Origin of the sequence: Acinetobacter colistiniresistens (assembly GCF_000413935.1) — a bacterium.
Classification (GTDB): domain Bacteria; phylum Pseudomonadota; class Gammaproteobacteria; order Pseudomonadales; family Moraxellaceae; genus Acinetobacter; species Acinetobacter colistiniresistens.
Genome location: NZ_KE340376.1, coordinates 259,735 through 278,784, shown reverse-complemented (window position 1 = coordinate 278,784; position 19,050 = coordinate 259,735). Strand labels below are relative to the sequence as shown.

General features: G+C 42.6%; 17 protein-coding genes. 7 read left to right on the top strand and 10 right to left on the bottom strand.

The window, feature by feature from the left end; translation table 11 throughout:
• From F907_RS16145 to F907_RS16160, 4 genes are all read right to left on the bottom strand, one after another.
• The gene (locus F907_RS16145; RefSeq protein ID WP_016651191.1) at positions 1-885 is read right to left on the bottom strand and encodes a lysophospholipid acyltransferase family protein; all 885 of its coding nucleotides are present in this window, start codon (positions 883-885) and stop codon (positions 1-3) included.
• A gap of 4 nt (positions 886-889) precedes the next feature.
• On the bottom strand, positions 890-1,111 hold the full coding sequence (locus F907_RS16150) for a hypothetical protein (protein WP_004802750.1): 222 nt from the start codon (positions 1,109-1,111) through the stop codon (positions 890-892).
• A 124-nt stretch (positions 1,112-1,235) separates the two neighbouring features.
• Positions 1,236-3,017: an aspartate--tRNA ligase gene (gene aspS / locus F907_RS16155; protein ID WP_016651190.1), complete on the bottom strand. Its 1,782-nt coding sequence runs from the start codon at positions 3,015-3,017 to the stop codon at positions 1,236-1,238.
• A 144-nt stretch (positions 3,018-3,161) separates the two neighbouring features.
• Positions 3,162-3,932, bottom strand: coding sequence for a DUF4184 family protein (locus F907_RS16160; RefSeq protein ID WP_016651189.1), 771 nt, complete (start codon positions 3,930-3,932; stop codon positions 3,162-3,164).
• Positions 3,933-4,068: 136 nt separating this feature from the next.
• Here F907_RS16160 and znuD point away from each other — a divergent pair, with 136 nt between their 5' ends.
• The 3 genes from znuD (at position 4,069) to F907_RS16175 (ending at position 8,498) form a co-directional block, all read left to right on the top strand.
• On the top strand, positions 4,069-6,123 hold the full coding sequence (znuD, locus tag F907_RS16165) for a zinc piracy TonB-dependent receptor ZnuD (RefSeq protein WP_016651188.1): 2,055 nt from the start codon (positions 4,069-4,071) through the stop codon (positions 6,121-6,123).
• A gap of 79 nt (positions 6,124-6,202) precedes the next feature.
• Positions 6,203-7,666, top strand: a complete 1,464-nt coding sequence (locus tag F907_RS16170; protein ID WP_171068360.1) for a phospholipase D family protein — start codon at positions 6,203-6,205, stop codon at positions 7,664-7,666.
• A 25-nt stretch (positions 7,667-7,691) separates the two neighbouring features.
• Positions 7,692-8,498 carry a hypothetical protein gene (locus F907_RS16175; protein ID WP_016651186.1) on the top strand — a complete coding sequence of 269 codons (807 nt, stop codon included), beginning with the start codon at positions 7,692-7,694 and terminating at the stop codon, positions 8,496-8,498.
• A 76-nt stretch (positions 8,499-8,574) separates the two neighbouring features.
• Here F907_RS16175 and F907_RS16180 read toward each other — a convergent pair whose 3' ends face one another.
• The gene (locus tag F907_RS16180; protein ID WP_026040138.1) at positions 8,575-9,012 is read right to left on the bottom strand and encodes a hypothetical protein; all 438 of its coding nucleotides are present in this window, start codon (positions 9,010-9,012) and stop codon (positions 8,575-8,577) included.
• 179 nt (positions 9,013-9,191) lie between these two features.
• Between F907_RS16180 and F907_RS16185 the strand changes: the two genes are divergently transcribed.
• Both F907_RS16185 and F907_RS16190 read left to right on the top strand, forming a co-directional pair.
• The gene (locus tag F907_RS16185) at positions 9,192-9,683 is read left to right on the top strand and encodes an RcnB family protein (protein WP_016651185.1); all 492 of its coding nucleotides are present in this window, start codon (positions 9,192-9,194) and stop codon (positions 9,681-9,683) included.
• Between the two features lie 153 nt (positions 9,684-9,836).
• Positions 9,837-10,208, top strand: a complete 372-nt coding sequence (locus F907_RS16190; protein ID WP_016651184.1) for an RcnB family protein — start codon at positions 9,837-9,839, stop codon at positions 10,206-10,208.
• A gap of 42 nt (positions 10,209-10,250) precedes the next feature.
• On the opposite strand, the gene F907_RS16195 is transcribed toward F907_RS16190, so the two are convergent.
• From F907_RS16195 to F907_RS16210, 4 genes are all read right to left on the bottom strand, one after another.
• Complete coding sequence (locus F907_RS16195; protein ID WP_005269257.1) at positions 10,251-10,748, bottom strand: phosphate-starvation-inducible protein PsiE; 498 nt, start codon at positions 10,746-10,748, stop codon at positions 10,251-10,253.
• 122 nt (positions 10,749-10,870) lie between these two features.
• Positions 10,871-12,652: an acyl-CoA dehydrogenase C-terminal domain-containing protein gene (locus F907_RS16200; RefSeq protein WP_016651183.1), complete on the bottom strand. Its 1,782-nt coding sequence runs from the start codon at positions 12,650-12,652 to the stop codon at positions 10,871-10,873.
• A 162-nt stretch (positions 12,653-12,814) separates the two neighbouring features.
• Positions 12,815-14,617 carry an acyl-CoA dehydrogenase C-terminal domain-containing protein gene (locus F907_RS16205; RefSeq protein WP_016651182.1) on the bottom strand — a complete coding sequence of 601 codons (1,803 nt, stop codon included), beginning with the start codon at positions 14,615-14,617 and terminating at the stop codon, positions 12,815-12,817.
• 309 nt (positions 14,618-14,926) lie between these two features.
• The gene (locus tag F907_RS16210) at positions 14,927-15,301 is read right to left on the bottom strand and encodes a hypothetical protein (RefSeq protein ID WP_016651181.1); all 375 of its coding nucleotides are present in this window, start codon (positions 15,299-15,301) and stop codon (positions 14,927-14,929) included.
• Positions 15,302-15,432: 131 nt separating this feature from the next.
• Between F907_RS16210 and baeS the strand changes: the two genes are divergently transcribed.
• Both baeS and F907_RS16220 read left to right on the top strand, forming a co-directional pair.
• Entirely contained in the window at positions 15,433-17,103 is a 1,671-nt protein-coding gene (baeS, locus tag F907_RS16215) for a sensor histidine kinase efflux regulator BaeS (protein WP_005269261.1), read from the top strand.
• Between the two features lie 45 nt (positions 17,104-17,148).
• A complete protein-coding gene (locus F907_RS16220; RefSeq protein WP_004652437.1) occupies positions 17,149-17,835 on the top strand; it encodes a response regulator in 687 nt (228 codons plus the stop codon).
• Positions 17,836-18,468: 633 nt separating this feature from the next.
• Here F907_RS16220 and F907_RS16225 read toward each other — a convergent pair.
• Positions 18,469-19,050, bottom strand: a complete 582-nt coding sequence (locus F907_RS16225) for a L,D-transpeptidase family protein (RefSeq protein WP_016651180.1) — start codon at positions 19,048-19,050, stop codon at positions 18,469-18,471.

Sequence of the window (19,050 nt, the reverse complement as noted above, 5' to 3'; positions counted from 1 at the left end):
TTAATGGTTGTTCTTTGGGGAATAATAGTCTGTATGGCGTTGATCACCTCTAAACCGTTTGTAGCCCCACATATACTCAGCAGGAAAACGGTTAATCATTTGCTCAACCGCTTGATTGAGTGCTGTTGTGGCAACTTTGATATCTCGATCATACAGCTGCGGATCATTCAGATCGTCACAATACACATCAAAACCTGCACCATCTTCGCGGCGGAAACAGCTTAAACCAACTAAACGACATTGGGTTTTTTGCGCCATTTTGCTGGCTAGCGTACTGGTCAGGCAAGGAATTCCGAAAAATGGAACCACAACACCACCAGATGGATCTGGAACATGATCGGGTAGAATTACACTGAAGCCACCTTGTTTTAAATTTTTAAACAAAGCTTTAACGCCAGATGCATCGGTAGGGACCAAAGTGGCGTTAAGACGCTGACGTGCATGTAGGGCAAAAGCATTAAAGCCAGAATCTTTCATTGGCTTATACATAATGGTCGGAATACCATATTGATGTACCCATGCATTCATCATTTCCCATGTGCCCAGATGCGGGGTAATAATCAGTGCGCCTCTTGGATCACTGAGCGCATCTGTTAATACTTCCAAACGATGTACCGTATGAATCTGTTGGATGCTCCATTCAGGTGGCATGGCCCAGCATTTACCAGATTCAATATAACTGAGGCATTGCTTGGTCACACTTTCTCGTGCTAGCTGTTCTTTTTGTTCTGGTTTGAGTTGCGGATAGGCTAAGCCTAGATTGACTCTGGTTTTCCACAGCATACTTTTATTCGGATTTTGATTGATAAAGTAAGCTGCCACTTTTGCGATACTACGCAAAAGTGCTAAAGGGAGAATACGAAGTAGGGTAGCGTAAAACGACATGCTTTTAATCTTGTTTATCGACGTTGCCTTTAAGTACCATGTAGATCAACGCAACAAAGATCAGCAGAGCACCCGCCAAGCTACTTACACAGAAGTATAAAATGCGTTGATTGGTGTCCATATTGAAGAGTTCATTTGCCAAGATGTAACGCATGAAAAACCATTGAGCAAGTGAAAATACAATAAGTACAATTGCATGTCGACGTACATCAGGACGCATTGCCATAAGACGGATCTCTCAATAAAAAAGCAGTCTATTATGCCACTAGCGAGCATGATCGCAAAGTAAAACTCGAATATAAAAAAACCCTGCATAGAGCAGGGTTTTTGTTGAATCATAAACGCAAGGTTTATTTTTCTTCAGCTTTTGCTTTTTCGCGTAAACGAATACCTAAGTCACGTAATTGATTTGCTTCAACTGGCGCTGGCGCTTGAGTCAATGGACATTCAGCTGTCTTGGTTTTCGGGAATGCAATTACATCACGAATCGAAGAAGCACCTGTCATTAACATGATTAAGCGGTCAAGACCAAAGGCCAAACCACCGTGCGGAGGCGCACCGTAACGTAATGCATTCAATAAGAAGCTGAATTTCTCTTCTGCTTCTTCTTCACCAATCCCTAAAGCTTCAAAAATTGCTTTTTGCATTTCTAAAGTATAGATACGAAGTGAGCCACCACCGATTTCAGTACCATTCAGTACCATATCGTATGCAACAGAAAGGGCTTCACCTGGATTGCTCTTCACTTCTTCAACACTTGATTTTGGTAGTGTGAATGGGTGGTGAACAGAAGTCCATTTACCATCATCAGTTTCTTCAAACATTGGGAAGTCAACTACCCAAAGCGGTGCCCACTCGCAAGTGGTCAGCTTCAAGTCATGACCGATTTTGACACGAAGTGCACCCATCGCATCATTTACAACTTTGGCTTTGTCTGCACCAAAGAACACGATGTCGCCATTTTCAGCACCAACGCGTTTTAATAGATCAAGCACGATTGGTTCGATGAATTTAACGATTGGTGATTGCAGACCTTCGATGCCTTTTTCAAGTTCGTTGACTTTGATATAAGCCAAGCCTTTTGCACCGTAGATGCCTACGAATTTGGTGTATTCGTCAATTGCACTACGTGGCAGTGAGCCTGCACCAGGCACACGTAAAGCCACGATACGACCTTTCGGATCTTTAGCAGGGCCAGCGAATACTTTGAACTCAACGTCTTGCATCAAGTCTGCAACGTCAACAAGTTTCAATGGAATACGCATATCTGGTTTGTCAGATGCATAGTCACGCATTGCGTCTGCATAGGTCATACGTTCAAATTTATCGAATTTTACATTCAATAATTCATTGAACATTTTAACCGTTAAGCCTTCCATTAAATCCATGATGTCATCGTCACTCATGAACGATGTTTCAACGTCGATTTGGGTAAATTCAGGCTGACGATCCGCACGTAAGTCTTCGTCACGGAAACATTTAGCAATTTGGTAATAACGATCAATACCGCCAACCATCAACAACTGTTTGAATAATTGTGGTGATTGTGGAAGTGCGTAGAAACTACCATTTGAAACACGGCTTGGTACTAAATAGTCACGTGCGCCTTCTGGTGTAGCACGTGTCAAAATTGGGGTTTCAACGTCTAAGAAACCATGATCTTCAAAATAGTTACGGATCAAGTTGGTGACTTTAGAGCGGAAACGCAAGCGCTCGAGCATTTCTGGACGGCGGATGTCCAAGAAACGGTATTTCAAACGAATTTCTTCTGAAATATTGGTGTTTTCGTCATTCAATGGGAATGGCGGAGTATCAGAAGCTGCAAGAACTTCGATTTCTTTACCTAAAACTTCAATCTGACCACTCACCATGTTGGCATTTTCAGTACCTTCATAGCGGCGACGAACACGGCCTGTAATTTTTAATACAAATTCAGAACGTGCTTTATCTGCTGTTGCGAATGCTTCAGGGGTATCTGGATCGATCACCACCTGTACTAAACCATCACGGTCACGCATATCAAGGAAAATTACACCGCCATGGTCACGACGACGATGAACCCATCCGCATAAAGTAACGGTTTGATCGATTTGGGCTTCAGTTAAAGAGCCACAGTAATGAGTGCGCATCATATTGAATTATGTATCCAAACTATATTGGCTGTAGAAGGTGAATGCGTAAACAGCGCAGCACCAATGAAGGGGAGATTATGCCTTGTTGAACGTAGAGTCTCAAGTCTTAATGTTTTCAAGAGAATTTAAAACGGATGCTTTTTGTTAAAACGATTTCAGTCGCTGGTTCCGATGCAAAAATAAGAATAATAAACACGAGACCGTGAATAGACTTAAGCCCGTTTGTGTAAATTCATTGATTGATTTTCCAATGAAGAAATAGCGTTCGCTGTTCCAAAGGGAAGCAGGGATATGTCTGCTATAGTCCCATATAGAGAGGAGTGCTGAAATTGTGGAAATGATCAGGCTAATAACGAAGAACCATCTCTCTTGAATTGAACTAGGCTGGGTGCCTTTATGCTGCTGATAATAGCGCCAGCACATCTGCATTAAGATTGGGAGCGTGATGAGGGATGAACCAATCTGTAAGATAAGATGCAGAGGATAATTAAGACCCAGTAGGGATATGTTTTGTGCAAGAAGTTCTTTAAATGCAAACGTGCGAAAGTCGAGATGAGTTAACCCATCCCAAATTAAATGCGTTGCACTCCCGAAAAGAATGGCAAAGCAATTCATCAAGATGAAAGCCACAGCCTGATCAAAGGAGTGGATATGTAAAGGATGCTGAATGCCCAGAACACGGTAAATGACAGGGCGATAGATTAAATACCACAATAAGCAAAAGAATAGGCCAATTGGCAAGTTGGGAAATAATAGGCCAGACCATTGATGCGTAATGGCAATAGTTTCCTGCGTGAATAACCGATATAGATCTGGGGTCATACAGCCAATGGCTAAAGCGGCGACAGGCAAATGTCCTTGACTGAGTTTGGAGAGTGGCGGGGCGAGAACAGCATGGGAAAGGGTAAAAGGCATATGGTTGAAAAACGACCATTCATGGAATCATGGAGAAGTAGTGTAGCAAATGTTTTTTGTTCGACTGTTTCTTATTGCAAAATTAATGAAATGTTATAATATTACAATGTAGCAAACAACTGATTTGAGACATGGTATGTCATTCTCCAAAAATATTCTGACCTTATCGATTTTAGCTGTTGTATCTGTATCCACATTGGCAGCAGAAACTGAACAGGTTTCAACCTTAGATACAATTCGAATTAAAGCACATCCACTTGAGCAAACTTCTAAAGATTTTGCTGTTGCCGATACGGTGGTGGACCAAAAACATTTACAGCAAGGGGCGGTGACCATTGGTGACGCACTGAGTGGTGAGCCTGGTATTTATTCCAATCAATTCGGTGCAGGGTCAAGTCGTCCTGTGATTCGTGGACAGGATGGCCCGCGTGTGAAGGTTCTGCAAAACTCTTCTGAAAACATTGACGTATCAACATTGTCTCCAGATCATGCGGTGACGGTTGATCCAGCATTGGCGAAGCAGGTCGAAGTGATCCGCGGGCCATCAACCTTATTGTTTGGTGCTGGAACGGTGGGTGGTTTAGTCAATGTCACGGACAGTAAGATTCCAACGCAAATGCCTGCAAATGGTTATGAGGGAAATGTTGGATTACGCTATAACACAGGCAGTGATGAAAAACTGGCGACCGCTGGCGTTACAGTTGCTTTAGGTGATCAGGTGGCTTTACGTGTAGAAGGGTTAAACCGAGAAGCGAATGATTACATTGCACCAGGCTATTTCCATGAGGGCGAAAAAGAGCGCCGTGTAGGCAATACTTTTGCCAAGGGTGAAACCGTTAATGTGGGTTTATCCTGGATTTATGATCGTGGTTTTACAGGAATTTCATATAGTAATCGTCAAGATAAATATGGTTTACCGGGCCACAGCCATGAATATGAAAGTTGCCATTTACATGGTTTAAGTCTGCATTGTGGCGAGCATGATCATGATGACGGGGATGATCACGACCACGACCATGATCACGCACATGAGGCTGGTCCTTGGATCGATTTGAAATCTGAGCGTTATGATGTCCGTACTGAACTGAACGATCCATTTGCGGGCTTTAAAAAGTTACGTGCTCAAGCCAGTTATACCGATTATAAGCATGATGAAATTGAAGAAGGCACCATTGCTACGCGCTTTAAAAACAAGGGCTATGATGGGCGTCTGGAATTGGTACACAATCCCCTCGGTCCTTGGGAAGGTGTGATTGGAACCCAATATGGTCAGCAAAAACTGGAACTCACGGGTGAAGAAGCGTTCTTGGCACCAAATACGACCAAGAAGTGGAGTGTTTTTGCCTTAGAGCATGCTCAATTTAATGATGTACATGTTGAAGTCGCAGCACGTGCGGACCAGCAAAAAATTGATATTGATGACTCATCGAAAAAAGATTTCAGTGGTTCGGCCTTTTCTGTTTCAGGTGCAGCCAACTGGGAATTTGCACCGAACTATAAACTTTCATTGGTGACTTCACATCAAGAGCGTTTACCTTTAGCACAAGAGTTATATGCGAATGGTGGACATTTTGCGACCAATACCTATGAGTTAGGTGATGATCAATTGAAGAAAGAGAAGTCAAATAATGTGGAGTTAGGTTTCCATTATGACGATAACAAGTTTGATTATCATGTCCACGTGTATCACAACTGGTTTGATGATTATATCTACGCACAAACTTTAGACCGCTATAAAGATTTCCGCTTGGTGAAATATACACAAGATCAGGCACGCTTCTACGGTGCTGAGGCAGAAGCTGGTTATCAAATTTCGTCAATGTATAAAGTCGGTGTATTTGGAGACTATGTTCGTGGCAAGATCGACAATGAAAATGCACCAAGAGTACCGGCAGGTCGTTTAGGAACCAAAGTAAATGCTGACTTTGGTGATGGTTTTAGTGGTTCAGCGGAATATTATCATGTGTTCCAGCAAGACAAAATTGCAGCTTATGAGACGGACACCCAAAGCTATAACATGGTGAATCTGGGTGTGGCATATACGGGTAAATATAGCAATGTTGGCGATTACCGCGTATTCCTGAATGCGAATAACTTGCTGGACGATCAGGTTTATCAACATGCATCGTTCTTATCGACGATTCCGCAAGTGGGCCGTAACTTTACCGTTGGGGTGAATTTTAACTTCTAATTTTTCACTTAAATCTTATTGAAAAATCAAAGTATAAGCTCTAGCCTTAACACATTAGGCTAGGGCTTTTTTTGTTTATATGCGTATCTTCCAACGAATTCATCGGAAATTAAACTGGTCAGGTCGACGTTACATGGCAGTCATATTGTGTATTTTTGCGATTGGATACATTGCTTCGGCAATCTATCACACGGTAAAACCACTCCCGAAAGGACTGGATTTTACGGGTCAGTTGCGTCATGCCAATGTGAAGTTTTTAGCGGATCAGACTTATATTGATACGCAAGGTCAACAGCAGGTTGATCAGCATATTTTCAAAGAAGTTTTCCAGTTGATCGATCAGGCACAAACAACGATTGTGCTGGATATGTTCCTGTTTAATCAGGAAGTCGGAAAGTCCAAAGTCAAACAGTTTCCTTTGATGCAAGAATTGACGGATGCCTTGGTTGTGAAGCGTCGTTTGCATCCAACGGTTGAAATTGTGGTGATTACCGATCCGATTAACTCGGTTTATGGCGGTATGACACCTCAGCATTATCAGCAGTTACGTCAGGCGGGGGTAGAAGTAATCGAGACCGATTTAAAACCGCTCCGTGCCTCGAATCCACTCTGGTCAGGTTTCTGGTATATCTGTTGCCAGAACTTGGGGAATAATCCAGAAGGGGGATGGTTAAGCAGTCCATTTGGCAAAGATAAAGTGACTTTGCGTAGTTATTTGGAACTCTTTAATTTTAAAGCCAATCATCGTAAAACTTTGGTCGTGGATACGGTGGACGGCTGGAAGAGTTTGGTAACTTCAGCCAATCCACATGATGGTAGTTCGCATCATAGCAATGTGGCGTTGGTGGTGGAGGGCCCAACCGCGATTGATATACTGCAAACCGAACAAGCAGTGGCCAATATGTCTAATGGCTCTAGTCCATTTGTGATCATGGGGGGGCTGGCAGAAGATAAAAGCTTACCTCAAGTCCAAGTGCTGACTGAAAAAGCCATTTATGAGGCTGTCTTAAAGATGATTCAGACTGCGAAAAGTAAAGAGCATCTGGATATGGCCATGTTCTATTTGTCGGAACGCAATATCATTGATGCACTGAAGCAAGCACAGCAACGTGGTGTCAAGATTCGCATCATGATTGATCCGAATAAAGATGCGTTCGGTCTGAAAAAGAATGGTATCCCAAATCGTCAAGTGGCTTCAGAACTCCATGCCACTGGCATTCCAATTCGTTGGTGTGACACGCGTGGCGAGCAGTGCCATAGCAAAATGCTGTTGAAATATAATGCGCAGCAAGCAGAAATTATTCTGGGTTCAGCCAACTTAACTGCACGGAATTTGAAAAATTATAACCTTGAGACTGATATGCGGGTGATTGGTGCAGCACAAGCGCCAGTGTTTAAAGATGCAGGAAAGTATTTTGATGCAGCATGGACCAATGCCAATGGCCGTCAAATTACGGTTGATTATGCAAAATATGCGGATGAATCAAAGGCGAAATACTGGCTGTATCGTTTTATGGAATGGTCGGGGTTATCGACGTTTTAATTGAGCAGAGCAGGTGTTCGACGGAATGGCAAAAATTAAACTGACTACTAGGCAGGATCAGCAGATTGATTTAGCTGTGCATCAACTCAATCATTATGCTGATATTGTTGAAATTCACAGTTGGGCTGAACTGCTGGAATGCTATCTGAGCTTGAAAAAAGACGTTTATCCCAAAAAAGTGTTTCTGATTCTGGATGATGTAGCACAGGCAAAATACACCTCGATGCATGCAGTCGAGGATGACCGCTTGTATGTTGATTTTAGTGATGATCTGAACGGGATTGAGGTTGGTGATTCAAGCTGGGAACAGACCTATCAAAATGTTTGTGTACCCAAGCAATTGCGGCATTATCTTCAACAGTTGAGTGATCCAGCCCATCAGCTGCGCTTTGAAAACTTTGCTGAGAAAATGCAGCATTACGATGAAAGTGATTTAGAGGCGATCATTTATTTTAATCAAAATCTATTGATTTCAATGGAGAGTGTGATTGAAGTGAAAGTCGCGGATGTTGAAACCGAAGCATTGAAATTGGCGATGTTACCGAACGGTTATTTCTCCTGTGATTTTGATCCATTTGAAAACTTTGCCATCATTGAGAAAATGCAGCACTATGGTTTTGAGTTTATCGGCCTTGGGGCGGCTTTATTGGGGTGGATCAAAACATCAGTGTTTAAAGTGGATACGATTGATGATTTGGCTCAGGATCTTGCTTTGATTTACCCTTTAGATCTCCCTCATCAGGAAAAAATAAAAGCCCTGATTTTAAAAAATAACTATCTGATTTTACCTTATTCGGAATCACCACAAGAGTATTTGGGCTACGACTTATAGTGCTTCACAGCCGCATCTCAACGAGCTTGGGTATCATTGATTATTAAGCTCGTTGAAAAGATGACAAGTCTTCGAATTAAGGGCTCGGAGGAATCAACTGATCTAAATCTTTATCGGCCAATTGCTCAAGTTCGCTTAAATCTGTTTTGATTTTCCACTGAGTTTCATCTTCGACTGGATTGGGTAAGCGGGCTTCTAGCCAGTCACAGACCACATCTGGAGTGAATTCTGGATGATTACACTGGATTACCCACGCCAAGAAATCTTTAGCTTCACCGTTCATGTACGGGGGAGGAGACACGGGAAAGAACTGAGTGGGTAAACGTTCATTGGTGGATAAATAATTGAGGACGTGCCCGAGTTCTTGAACAGTTTGCCATGCCAGCGGATGCTCAACATCAATGTTGAATTTAAACCACCACGCATGTTGACCATCTGCACCATGCGCAACGATACGAGATTCTTGTACGCTGGGAACTTTACAGAAAAATTGATAGAGACGATCAAAATTCATTTCAGCCACAGATGTTGCCTCAAAACCAAAAAATTGATTTTAGCATATCTAATGATGGCTTTAGGCAGCTGCTATTTATCAATGCAATGCAACAGCTGATCTGAAAAAATATTATTACAACATCAGTGCTGGTTTTTTATTCTAAAATAAAAAGATACTCTGATTTTAGGGAGATCATGATGATGCAATCTAAACGCTATATTTATGGCTTAGTGGTTCTATTGGGCTCTCTGCCTGTGATGAGCTATGCAGATAATGCATGGGGTGGTTATCGTGGCGTAGAACGTCACTCTTCTCATCAGACCTCATCTTCCTATCAGCCACCTGCACAAGATCCATTCGCATTCTCGAATCAGCGTGATACGCCAACAGCACCGCCAAAAGGCTATTATTATCAGCCCAATCAAAATAACTATTATCCTCGTCCGAATCACCGTCCTGGTGTGCGTGTTGAATATTATCCAGAGACACAGTATGAGCGCAGTTACCGAAGCGGCTCCTTTGTGGTTGGCAATGAATTACCTGGTCAATTCAGGAATGAACGCTATATCGTCCGGGACTGGGATTATTATTCATTACGTGAACCGCCGCGCGGTCGCCATTGGGTGATGGTGGATGGACGTTATCTTTTGGTGACGGATGATAGTTTTACCATTGAAATTATTCGCTGATTTTAAATTGCTTTTTCAAATTTAGTCTGTAGATGATTCTCCATAATTTCTTGGATTTCATTACAAAGTTTTGCAATGTGACAGGTTTTATTCATGCTTTCTCCTAGAGTTTTTCTTAATCTGGTTTCAGATCGAAAAATAGAGGATCAAACAATGAAAAAGACAGCGGTGTTATTGGTATCGACTTTAATGCTCGGTATATCTGCTTCGGCAATGGCAGATTCAAATCGTTGGAGTCATGATTATAAAGATCGTTACGATCAGCGCTATGATCGTTATGACCACCGTTATGATCATCGTGAACAACCGCGTTGGTCGAATGGTGACCGTGGTAATCATTATGGTCAGCGCATTAATTTTAAACGTGGTGAGCGTTTGCCTTCTGAGTTTCGTAATAACCGTTATATAGTCTCAAATTATCGCTACCATCGTTTGTACGAGCCGCCACGTGGTTATAACTGGATGCAAGTACAAGGCAAATATGTACTGGTTGATTCCCAATATCGTGTCTTCCGCGTTGGATAAGATCGCGAATAAAGAAAGCAGGCCAAATGCCTGCTTTTTTATTTATGCCAGCTCATCGTCTTGGGGTCTTGGGGTTTTATTGGAGGGCAGTTGTTGTTCTTGATCTTTGCCCCGAATCACAGAAGGGTAGTTCCATGATGCAAAACGAACCACCAAAATCGCCACCGCTAAAATTAAGATCGAACCTGTGGTGATGACTAAATCCATCGAGGCTTTATGGTTGTGCTGAATATCGGCGATCAACAGGCGAGTGAGGGCGGTAATCGCGACATAAATCAAAAAGCGCACTGGCATGTGATTGGTCTTGAAATAAATCCCCACCATGGCGCCGAGTTCTAAATAGATAAATAAGAGTAAGATGTCATCAATGCTGGCGTACTGTTTCACCGTCAGAATTTCGATCACGGTATGCACGGCTGACCATGCAATCATACAGCCGATAATAAATAAGGCTAAATAATGAAAGGCTTCAACCGCATAGTGACCGAAGCGGTCGAATAGGCGAGGTAAGCCTTCAAGTTTCTCTTTAGGGTTCGACATAGCGACTCAGATGCTCAATATGATTATTAGAATATTATGCAAGTTTTATGCTGATTTTATTATAGCGATAAAAAAAACTGCCTCAACCACATGGCCGAAGCAGTTTTTATGACCAAGCTAAATTAAGCTTGATTGGTGAAGTAATCTTCGCTGAAGTTCATGATCAAGTCAGAACCCGCTTTGATCTTCGCTAAACGCGCATCAATTTCAGGCAGGATACGGTCTACAAAATATTGTGCCAAAGCCAGTTTGTTTTGGTAGAAATCACCAGACTTGTCTTTAGCCGCGGCAGCAATTTTCGCAAACATATAGGCGAAGCTGAGTAGGCCGACTGCATGTAGGTAATCAACCGCAGCAGCATTTGGGAAATCTACGTTTTCAGCTGCTTGCTCAATAATGAACTGCGTGATCGCTTCGATTTCAGTGGCCGCATCTAAAGTTGCATCTTTAATGAAGTTCAAATCGGTGTCTAAGTCATTGGCAAAGTCACGGATTTCAGTGATGTATTCAGCAATGAATGCGCCGCCACATTTAATGGTTTTACGACCAATTAAATCTTGAGATTGAACACCGTTGGTACCTTCATAAATCTGAGCAATACGAAGATCACGGATACATTGTTCCATACCCCATTCACGGATATAACCGTGGCCACCAAACACCATTTGCGCATCTAAAGTCGCTTGGAAAGCCGTGTCAGTCAAATACGCTTTTGCAATTGGTGTTAATAATGCAACACGGTCATTGGCTTTCTTCACTGCTTCCGCATCGGTTGAGAACTTGGTGATATCCAGTTGCTGACCAACATATACTGCGAATGCACGAGATGCTTCGTTATTGGCACGTACATTGAGCAACATACGACGTACATCACCATGTACTAAAATGCTATCCGCGGGCTTGTTTGGTGATTGAACACCAGACGCGCTACGGCCTTGCAAACGGTCAGTTGCGTATTGTGCTGCATTTTGATACGCAAATTCAGAAGCACCAAGACCTTGGATACCCATCGACAAACGTTCGTAGTTCATCATCACGAACATTGCAGCAAGACCTTCGTTTTCTTTACCCACGAGGTAACCTTTGGCACCATCAAAGTTCATCACGCAAGTTGCAGAAGCTTTAATCCCCATCTTGTGTTCGATAGAACCTGGGCCAACTGGATTGCGCTCACCTAAAGAACCGTCTTCATTTAACAGGAACTTTGGAACGATGAATAACGAAATACCGCGTGAACCCGCAGGTGCATCAGGTGTCTTGGCAAGAACAAGATGAATGATGTTTTCAGCTAAATCGTTATCACCGCCAGTGATGAAGATTTTAGTCCCCGTAATGTTATACGTACCATCTTCATTGCGTTCAGCTTTGGTTTTGATAATGCCTAAATCTGTACCTGCATGTGGTTCAGTTAAGCACATGGTGCCTGACCATTCGCCAGAGTAGATTTTAGGTAAATAGGTTTCTTTTTGCTCTTGTGATGCATAGCTGTTTAAGGCCATACCAGCACCCACGGAAAGAAGCGGGTAGAGCATGAATGATGGATTGGTCGCGAATAACATTTCATCAGACAATACAGTCAGCATTTTTGGCATGGCCTGACCGCCCCATTCTTCGTCCGCACCTAAGCCGATCCAACCGCCGTCAGCGTATTGACGGAATGCTTCTTTGAAACCTGCTGGGGTGAAAACTTCGCCATTTTCCCAACGTGCACCTTCTTCATCACCCGTACGGTTTAACGGATGTGTCACGTTTTGGGCAAACTTCGCCATTTCTTCTAAAATTGCTTCAGCTGTTGCAGCATCTACATGAGCCAGTTTCTCATTAGACTGCCAAAATTGTTCTGCTTTAAATACATCATTTAAGATGAATTTCATGTCTGCTAAAGGCGCATTGTAAATTGGCATAATCGTTCCCTTCTAGGCACAGTGTCATGTGCAAAGTGATCAAATAAAACGAACAAATAAATTGAATGGTATCAATTTAGCATTGATTAAACAAAAAAAGGACGGTCAAAACTGACCAGTCCTTTTTCTGTGATGAACGTTGCATCTCATTCTAAACTATGTTTAGAAAGCGAAGTGTTCCGCATCAAGTTCAAACAATGGCGCAACGCCAGTTGAAAGTACGTCTACATGTGAGCGAACACGTGGCAAGATCTTCTTGAAGTAGAAACGAGCCGTGGTCACTTTTGCATTGTAGAAGTCAACATCGGTTGTACCTTCAGCCAATTTTTCTTGAGCAACAAGTGCCATGCGCGCCCATAAGTAAGCAAGCGTGACATAACCAGAGAAGTAGAGGTAGTCAACCGCAGCTGCACCCACTTCATCCGGATTCTGCATCGCACGCATACCGATTTGCATGGTGATATCACCCCATTCTTTGTTGGCAGCAGCCAATGGCACAACGAATTCTTGCATTGCCGCATTATCTTTGTTTGCTTCAACAAATTTATGAATGATCTTGGTGAAGTCTTTCAACATTGCACCTTGAGTTTGCAATACTTTACGACCTAACAAGTCAAGCGCTTGAATCTCGGTGGTACCTTCGTATAAGCAAGCAATACGTGTATCACGTACGATTTGCTCCATACCGTGTTCAGAAATGAAGCCGTGACCACCAAAGACTTGTACACCGTGCTTCGCAGATTCAGAACCCGTTTCAGTTAAGAATGCTTTTGCAATTGGCGTTAACAAAGACAAGATGTTGTCAGCAAACTTACGCTCTTCTTCAGTTTCGCCTTTTTCAACGATGTCTGCATATTGAGCCAATAAGTAAACCAATGCACGACCGCCTTCAGCAAATGATTTTTGTGTCAAAAGCATGTTGCGAACAGCAGGGTGAACAATAATTGGATCGGCTTCTTTTTCAGGCGCTTTAGGACCAGAAAGAGAACGCATTGCCAAACGGTCTTTCGCATACGCTAAAGCGCCTTGGAAAGACGATTCAGATGCAGATAAACCTTGAACTGCTGTACCGATACGTGCTGTGTTCATGAAAGTGAACATGCAGTTTAAGCCACGGTTTTCAGGGCCAATCAAGTAACCTTTTGCTTGATCAAAGTTGATCACGCAAGTTGCGTTACCATGGATACCCATTTTGTGTTCGATTGAACCACAACGAACCGCATTACGTTCACCAACAGAACCGTCAGCATTCACGTGGAATTTAGGTACGATGAATAAAGAAATCCCTTTTGTGCCTTTTGGCGCGCCAGGTAAACGTGCAAGTACGATATGGATGATGTTTTCAGCCATGTCGTGTTCACCAGCAGAGATAAAGATTTTCTCGCCAGAGATTGCATAGCTGCCATCTGCATTTGGTTCAGCTTTAGAACGGATAATACCAAGGTCAGAACCAGCATGAGATTCAGTTAAGCACATGGTCCCAGTCCAAACACCTGAAACAAGGTTTGGCAAGTAAGTGTTCTTTTGTTCGTCAGAACCATGGTGTTCTAAAGTACGCACCGCACCATGAGAAAGACCAGGGTACATACCCCATGACCAGTTAGCTGTACCGACCATTTCAGAGATTGCAATCCCTAAAGAGTTTGGTAATGCTTGACCGCCAAATTCTTCATCAGCAGAAAGAGATGGGAAACCAAGTTCGATATATTTTTGATACGCTTCTTTAAAGCCTGTAGGTGTCGTTACAACGCCGTCATTCCAAGTACAACCTTCGCGGTCGCCCACTTGGTTTAAAGGAGAAAGTTCGTTTTCGCAGAAATCAGCCGCTGCTTCTAAATATTGATCAACCAATTCACGGCTTACAGTGTCTTGAAATGCAGGAAGTTTCGCGTAATGTGCTTCAGCATTTAATAATTCGTGTAATACGAACTGCATATCACGTAAGGGTGCTTTGTATTGTGGCATAGCGGGTTCCTCAATACTGGTTAAACCAGAGTTATAATCTTAGTCAATGTTTGATGTGCCCAAGAGCACCATTTGGTAGCGCTAATCGTGCAACAAGTTATAGTTCGGTACAAGCTTTTACAGGTCATTTCTTAGTGACTGTGAAGTCAAAGTTTATGGTTCAACCTGTTTAAGCGTTTAGATTGTAGGTGGTTTTTTGGCTTTTGAGTGAAACTGCTGCGGCAAAATCGTAAGCAGCTGTGTACTTGAAAATGAATATATTTTGGCCATAAAAAAAGCGCTTGAAAAGCGCCTATGAGGAAGAGGGGATTAAGTGGTTGTGTTAGTTTGACGCTTGAATTGGGATTTATCTGGAGTAAAACGTACCTCACAAGTCCCTTGAATGACACGATTATTCCATTGAACATTAACACGGTCTCCGATACGTTTACCTTGGCAAGCCTGTTCAATCTGTGCACGTTGTGCTTGATGTTCCTGACGCATTTGTTCACGTTGTTCTAAGCGTTGCTCACGTTTGGCTTGCCATTCAGCACGTTGTTCTGGTGTTAGAGGCGTACGTTGCATATTGTGACGAGGATGATCACGGTTCATTGACTGTTCTGCTGGCATTGTCGATTGACAGGCAGCTAAACCTAAAACAGAACTGAGTAGAGTGGTCATCAATACGATTTTTGTCTTGTTCATTGTTTTATCCAGCGTTATCAGTTGAGATGTGATGGTTAAAGATTAGATAATAAAGATGAAGAAACAATGGAGAGTTTTTTTCGACCATGTTGGTTACAATCCACAAATAGAACACTATTGAGAATTCGCTTTTGAATGTTCGTCGCGTGCCCTTAGCCTTACGCCTGTTTTTAACTGTATTACTCACCACCTTGCTGATTGCAACGATCAGTCTGGGAGTTTTGCATTGGACCATGCAAAAGAACTTTGCCCGTTATGTGGCCGATGTGGAAATGCAAAAGTTGGATCGTTTGATTGCCAACCTAGGCAATGTCTATACGGTTTATCATGATTGGGGTAATGCAATTCAGGCACAAATTCTACAGATTGAAGGCACAGCGGCGCCAGATGACTATGATCGACTGTCTCAGTGGTGGTTACGTCGTCAGTATGATATTGCCTTGCAGCAACGTTATTTTAATGATCATACCCTGTTAAGTATGTCTCCCTCTTTAGCACAAAATAATGTCGAGATCAGAAATCGGCAGATTTTCAATGATGAAGAGCTCAAAATCCTGAAACAGAATTTACCTTCTGAATATCAGCCTTTTGAGGGCTTACGCTTTCCCTTAAGTCCAAGTCAGTTCCGTTTAAAGAAAGATGGAAAAGAGGATAAACAGGAAAGCAAATTAAATGCGCCGGTAGAACATGGCAAAAAACGGTTTGTCTCAATTCCAGACCGTTTGGGTTTGAGTTCGCGTCTGTCTTTATATGATGAAAAGCAGCAGTTTATTGTGGGTGAACCCGCCACGGATCAGATCTCGTTCCGTCCGATTATTGTTTCGGATAAAGTGGTTGGTTATTTGGGCTTAAAACCTGTATTAGATCAGGATGATGCATCCAGTATTAACTTCTTTAGTAATCAAAAACGCTATTTACTTTTGGTTTATGCATTAACGGTGCTCTCAAGTTTGGTGGCTGCTTTATTGATGGCAACGTACTTTAAAAAGCCAATTCAACGCTTATTGAATGCAACTTTAGAATTGACCCGTGGTAATTATCAGCATCAGGTGATCATTAAGCGCAATGATGAGTTAGGTGATTTGTCTAATCAGCTCAATCATTTAGCCGATATTTTACATCAGCATGAAGAATCTCGTCGTCAATGGGTATCCGATACTTCACATGAACTGAAAACACCCTTGGCGGTATTGCAGGCCCAAATTGAAGCGATGCAGGATGGGATTCGTAAAGCGACGCCTGAGCATCTGAATGCCATGATGCGTCAGGTCAGTACTTTGAAAAAGTTGACCCAAGATTTGGCTGATCTGGCTCAGGCCGATGCACAACAGTTGAAATGCTATTTTGCTGAAGTCAATCCATGGGATGTGGTCGTACAAGAAGTCGAGAATTTCAAATCGACATTTGAGCAAAACCAGCTTGAGGTGACGTTGTCAGGAGAAGGAGCAACCTTATCTTTAGACCGTGATCGCTTTAAACAGATTATCGTCAATCTGCTAGGTAACTGTGTTCGTTACACGGAACAAGGTGGAAAAATACAGATTCACACTCAACAAGATGAGCAACAATGGATAATGTATGTGGATGACAGTCCATTGGGCGTGAATGATGAGCAACTGGCACGTCTAGGTGAGCGCTTCTATCGTGTTGATGATTCACGTACCCGTAGTACAGGCGGAACCGGCTTAGGTTTGGCTTTATCATGTAAACTTGCACAAGCTTTAGGTGGCTCACTGACTTTTGAGCATTCACCTTTAGGTGGATTACGTTGTGTGCTGACTTTCCCAAAACAGATCAAATAACTTTTAGATCCTCTTGTGTTGAGGATGATGGATAGGATGAAAACCATGAAACATATCATGTTGGTTGAAGATGAGGTTGAACTGGCACAGTTGGTTCGTGATTATTTAGAAGCTGCTGGTTTTGAAGTCAGTATGTTCCATGATGGTCAAGATGCTTATACCCAGTTCCAGCAACGTAAACCGAGCTTGATGATTCTGGATTTAATGGTGCCGCGTATGGATGGTTTAACCATTTGCCGTAAAGTACGTGAGCAGTCTGATTTGCCGATCATTATGGTGACTGCACGTACTGAAGAAATTGATCGTGTCTTGGGTCTGAATATGGGTGCAGATGATTATATCTGTAAGCCTTTTAGTCCAAAAGAACTGGTGGCGCGTGTACAGGCAGTTTTGCGCCGTTTAGAACGTAAAGCGGAACCTGAACAAAATGATTTATTCCGTATTGATAAAGCGCAGCAACGGATTTGGTACCAGCAAAAAGCACTAACCTTGACGCCAACCGAGTTCCGTTTATTAGAGCTGTTTTTAGAGCATCTTGGACAGGTCTATTCACGTGCCCAGTTACTCGATCATATCAATCCAGACAGCTTTGATGTGGCAGACCGTGTGATTGATAGCCATATTAAAAACCTGCGCCGTAAGATTTCAGAGGCGGCGGATACTGGAAATCGTCATGAATGGATTCAGGCGGTGTATGGGGTGGGATATCGTTTTGAATATCCAGATGAATAAATAACGCTTTGTTCCTGCACTACCTTATTCGGCCTTGTGCTGCTTTAGATCTAACTCATTTCTAGGGCGTGGGGGATGAGTTTTGCTTAAATAGCGCATCACTTTTCTTCGGATAGAGACGCTGAAATAAGATGGATCTTGATGATAAGAAGGGATGAGGAACTACAAAAAGTTTTATCCTGTGGCTACCCCTTGCGCCGCTTCAACGCCTTGCACTGCTATAGTCGCCCTTGCGCCGCTTCAACGCGGCTCATATTCAAGAAAATGTGGAACAGTTTTTACGAATTAACCCATGATTTGTTCTTCGTGTAGAAAGCCTGAAAATAAGATGAGTCTTGAAGATAATAAGGATAAAGTAGGTAAAAAGTTTTATCCTGTGGATAACCACAGCGTTATCCACAGAAAATGTGGATAGTTTCGCAAAGCTTTTGTCGAAATTATCTTCTTTTCTGGTGAAAACTTAAGTATCAGCTTTTTATAAGTAGAGGAATTTTACATTACTTTACAATTGCTTGTGATGTATTGTGATGGTGAACTGTGACTGATTTCAGATGATAAACTTATCCTCTGCATAAGCCTTGTGCAGTTTGATCATTGCCTTTATCCGCAAAACCTACCTGAACGGTTATCTCATCATGGGTGAATAATAATAGAGGTATGGTCAGAGACCAATTGCCATATTTCATCCATATCCGAGTTGGTCACCGCAATACAGCCCAGCGTCCAGTCTTTACGTGGCATATAGCTTGCGCTTGCAGGAACGGATGTGGCTCGTGTTGGCACAGTACCGTGAATCATCACATTACCACCCGCAGATTGGCCCTGCTGTTTGGCATAGCTTATATCATCCACATTGGGGTAAGAGATATGCAAAGATTTATAGTAAGCACTCTGTGGATTGCGCCAGTCAATGGAATAGCTACCTTCAGGGGTTTTACCGTCACCTTCAAACTGTTTGTGTCCGATTGGATCAAAGCCTAAACGGATTGGATAGCTGCGAATGACTTCTTGTTGATGTTTCAATTGTAAAATGCGCTGGCTTTTAAACACTTCAATTGAGGTCACGGGTTTGCTTTGTTGGAGCTTTTGTATTTCTTGGGCTGAAAGGGGCTGATGTACCGATCCCAATGTCGGAATGAACTTGCCATACTGGAAGTAAGCCAGTCCCAATAACAGGATTAAAATCGCACATCCAAACATCAGCCCAATTTTCAT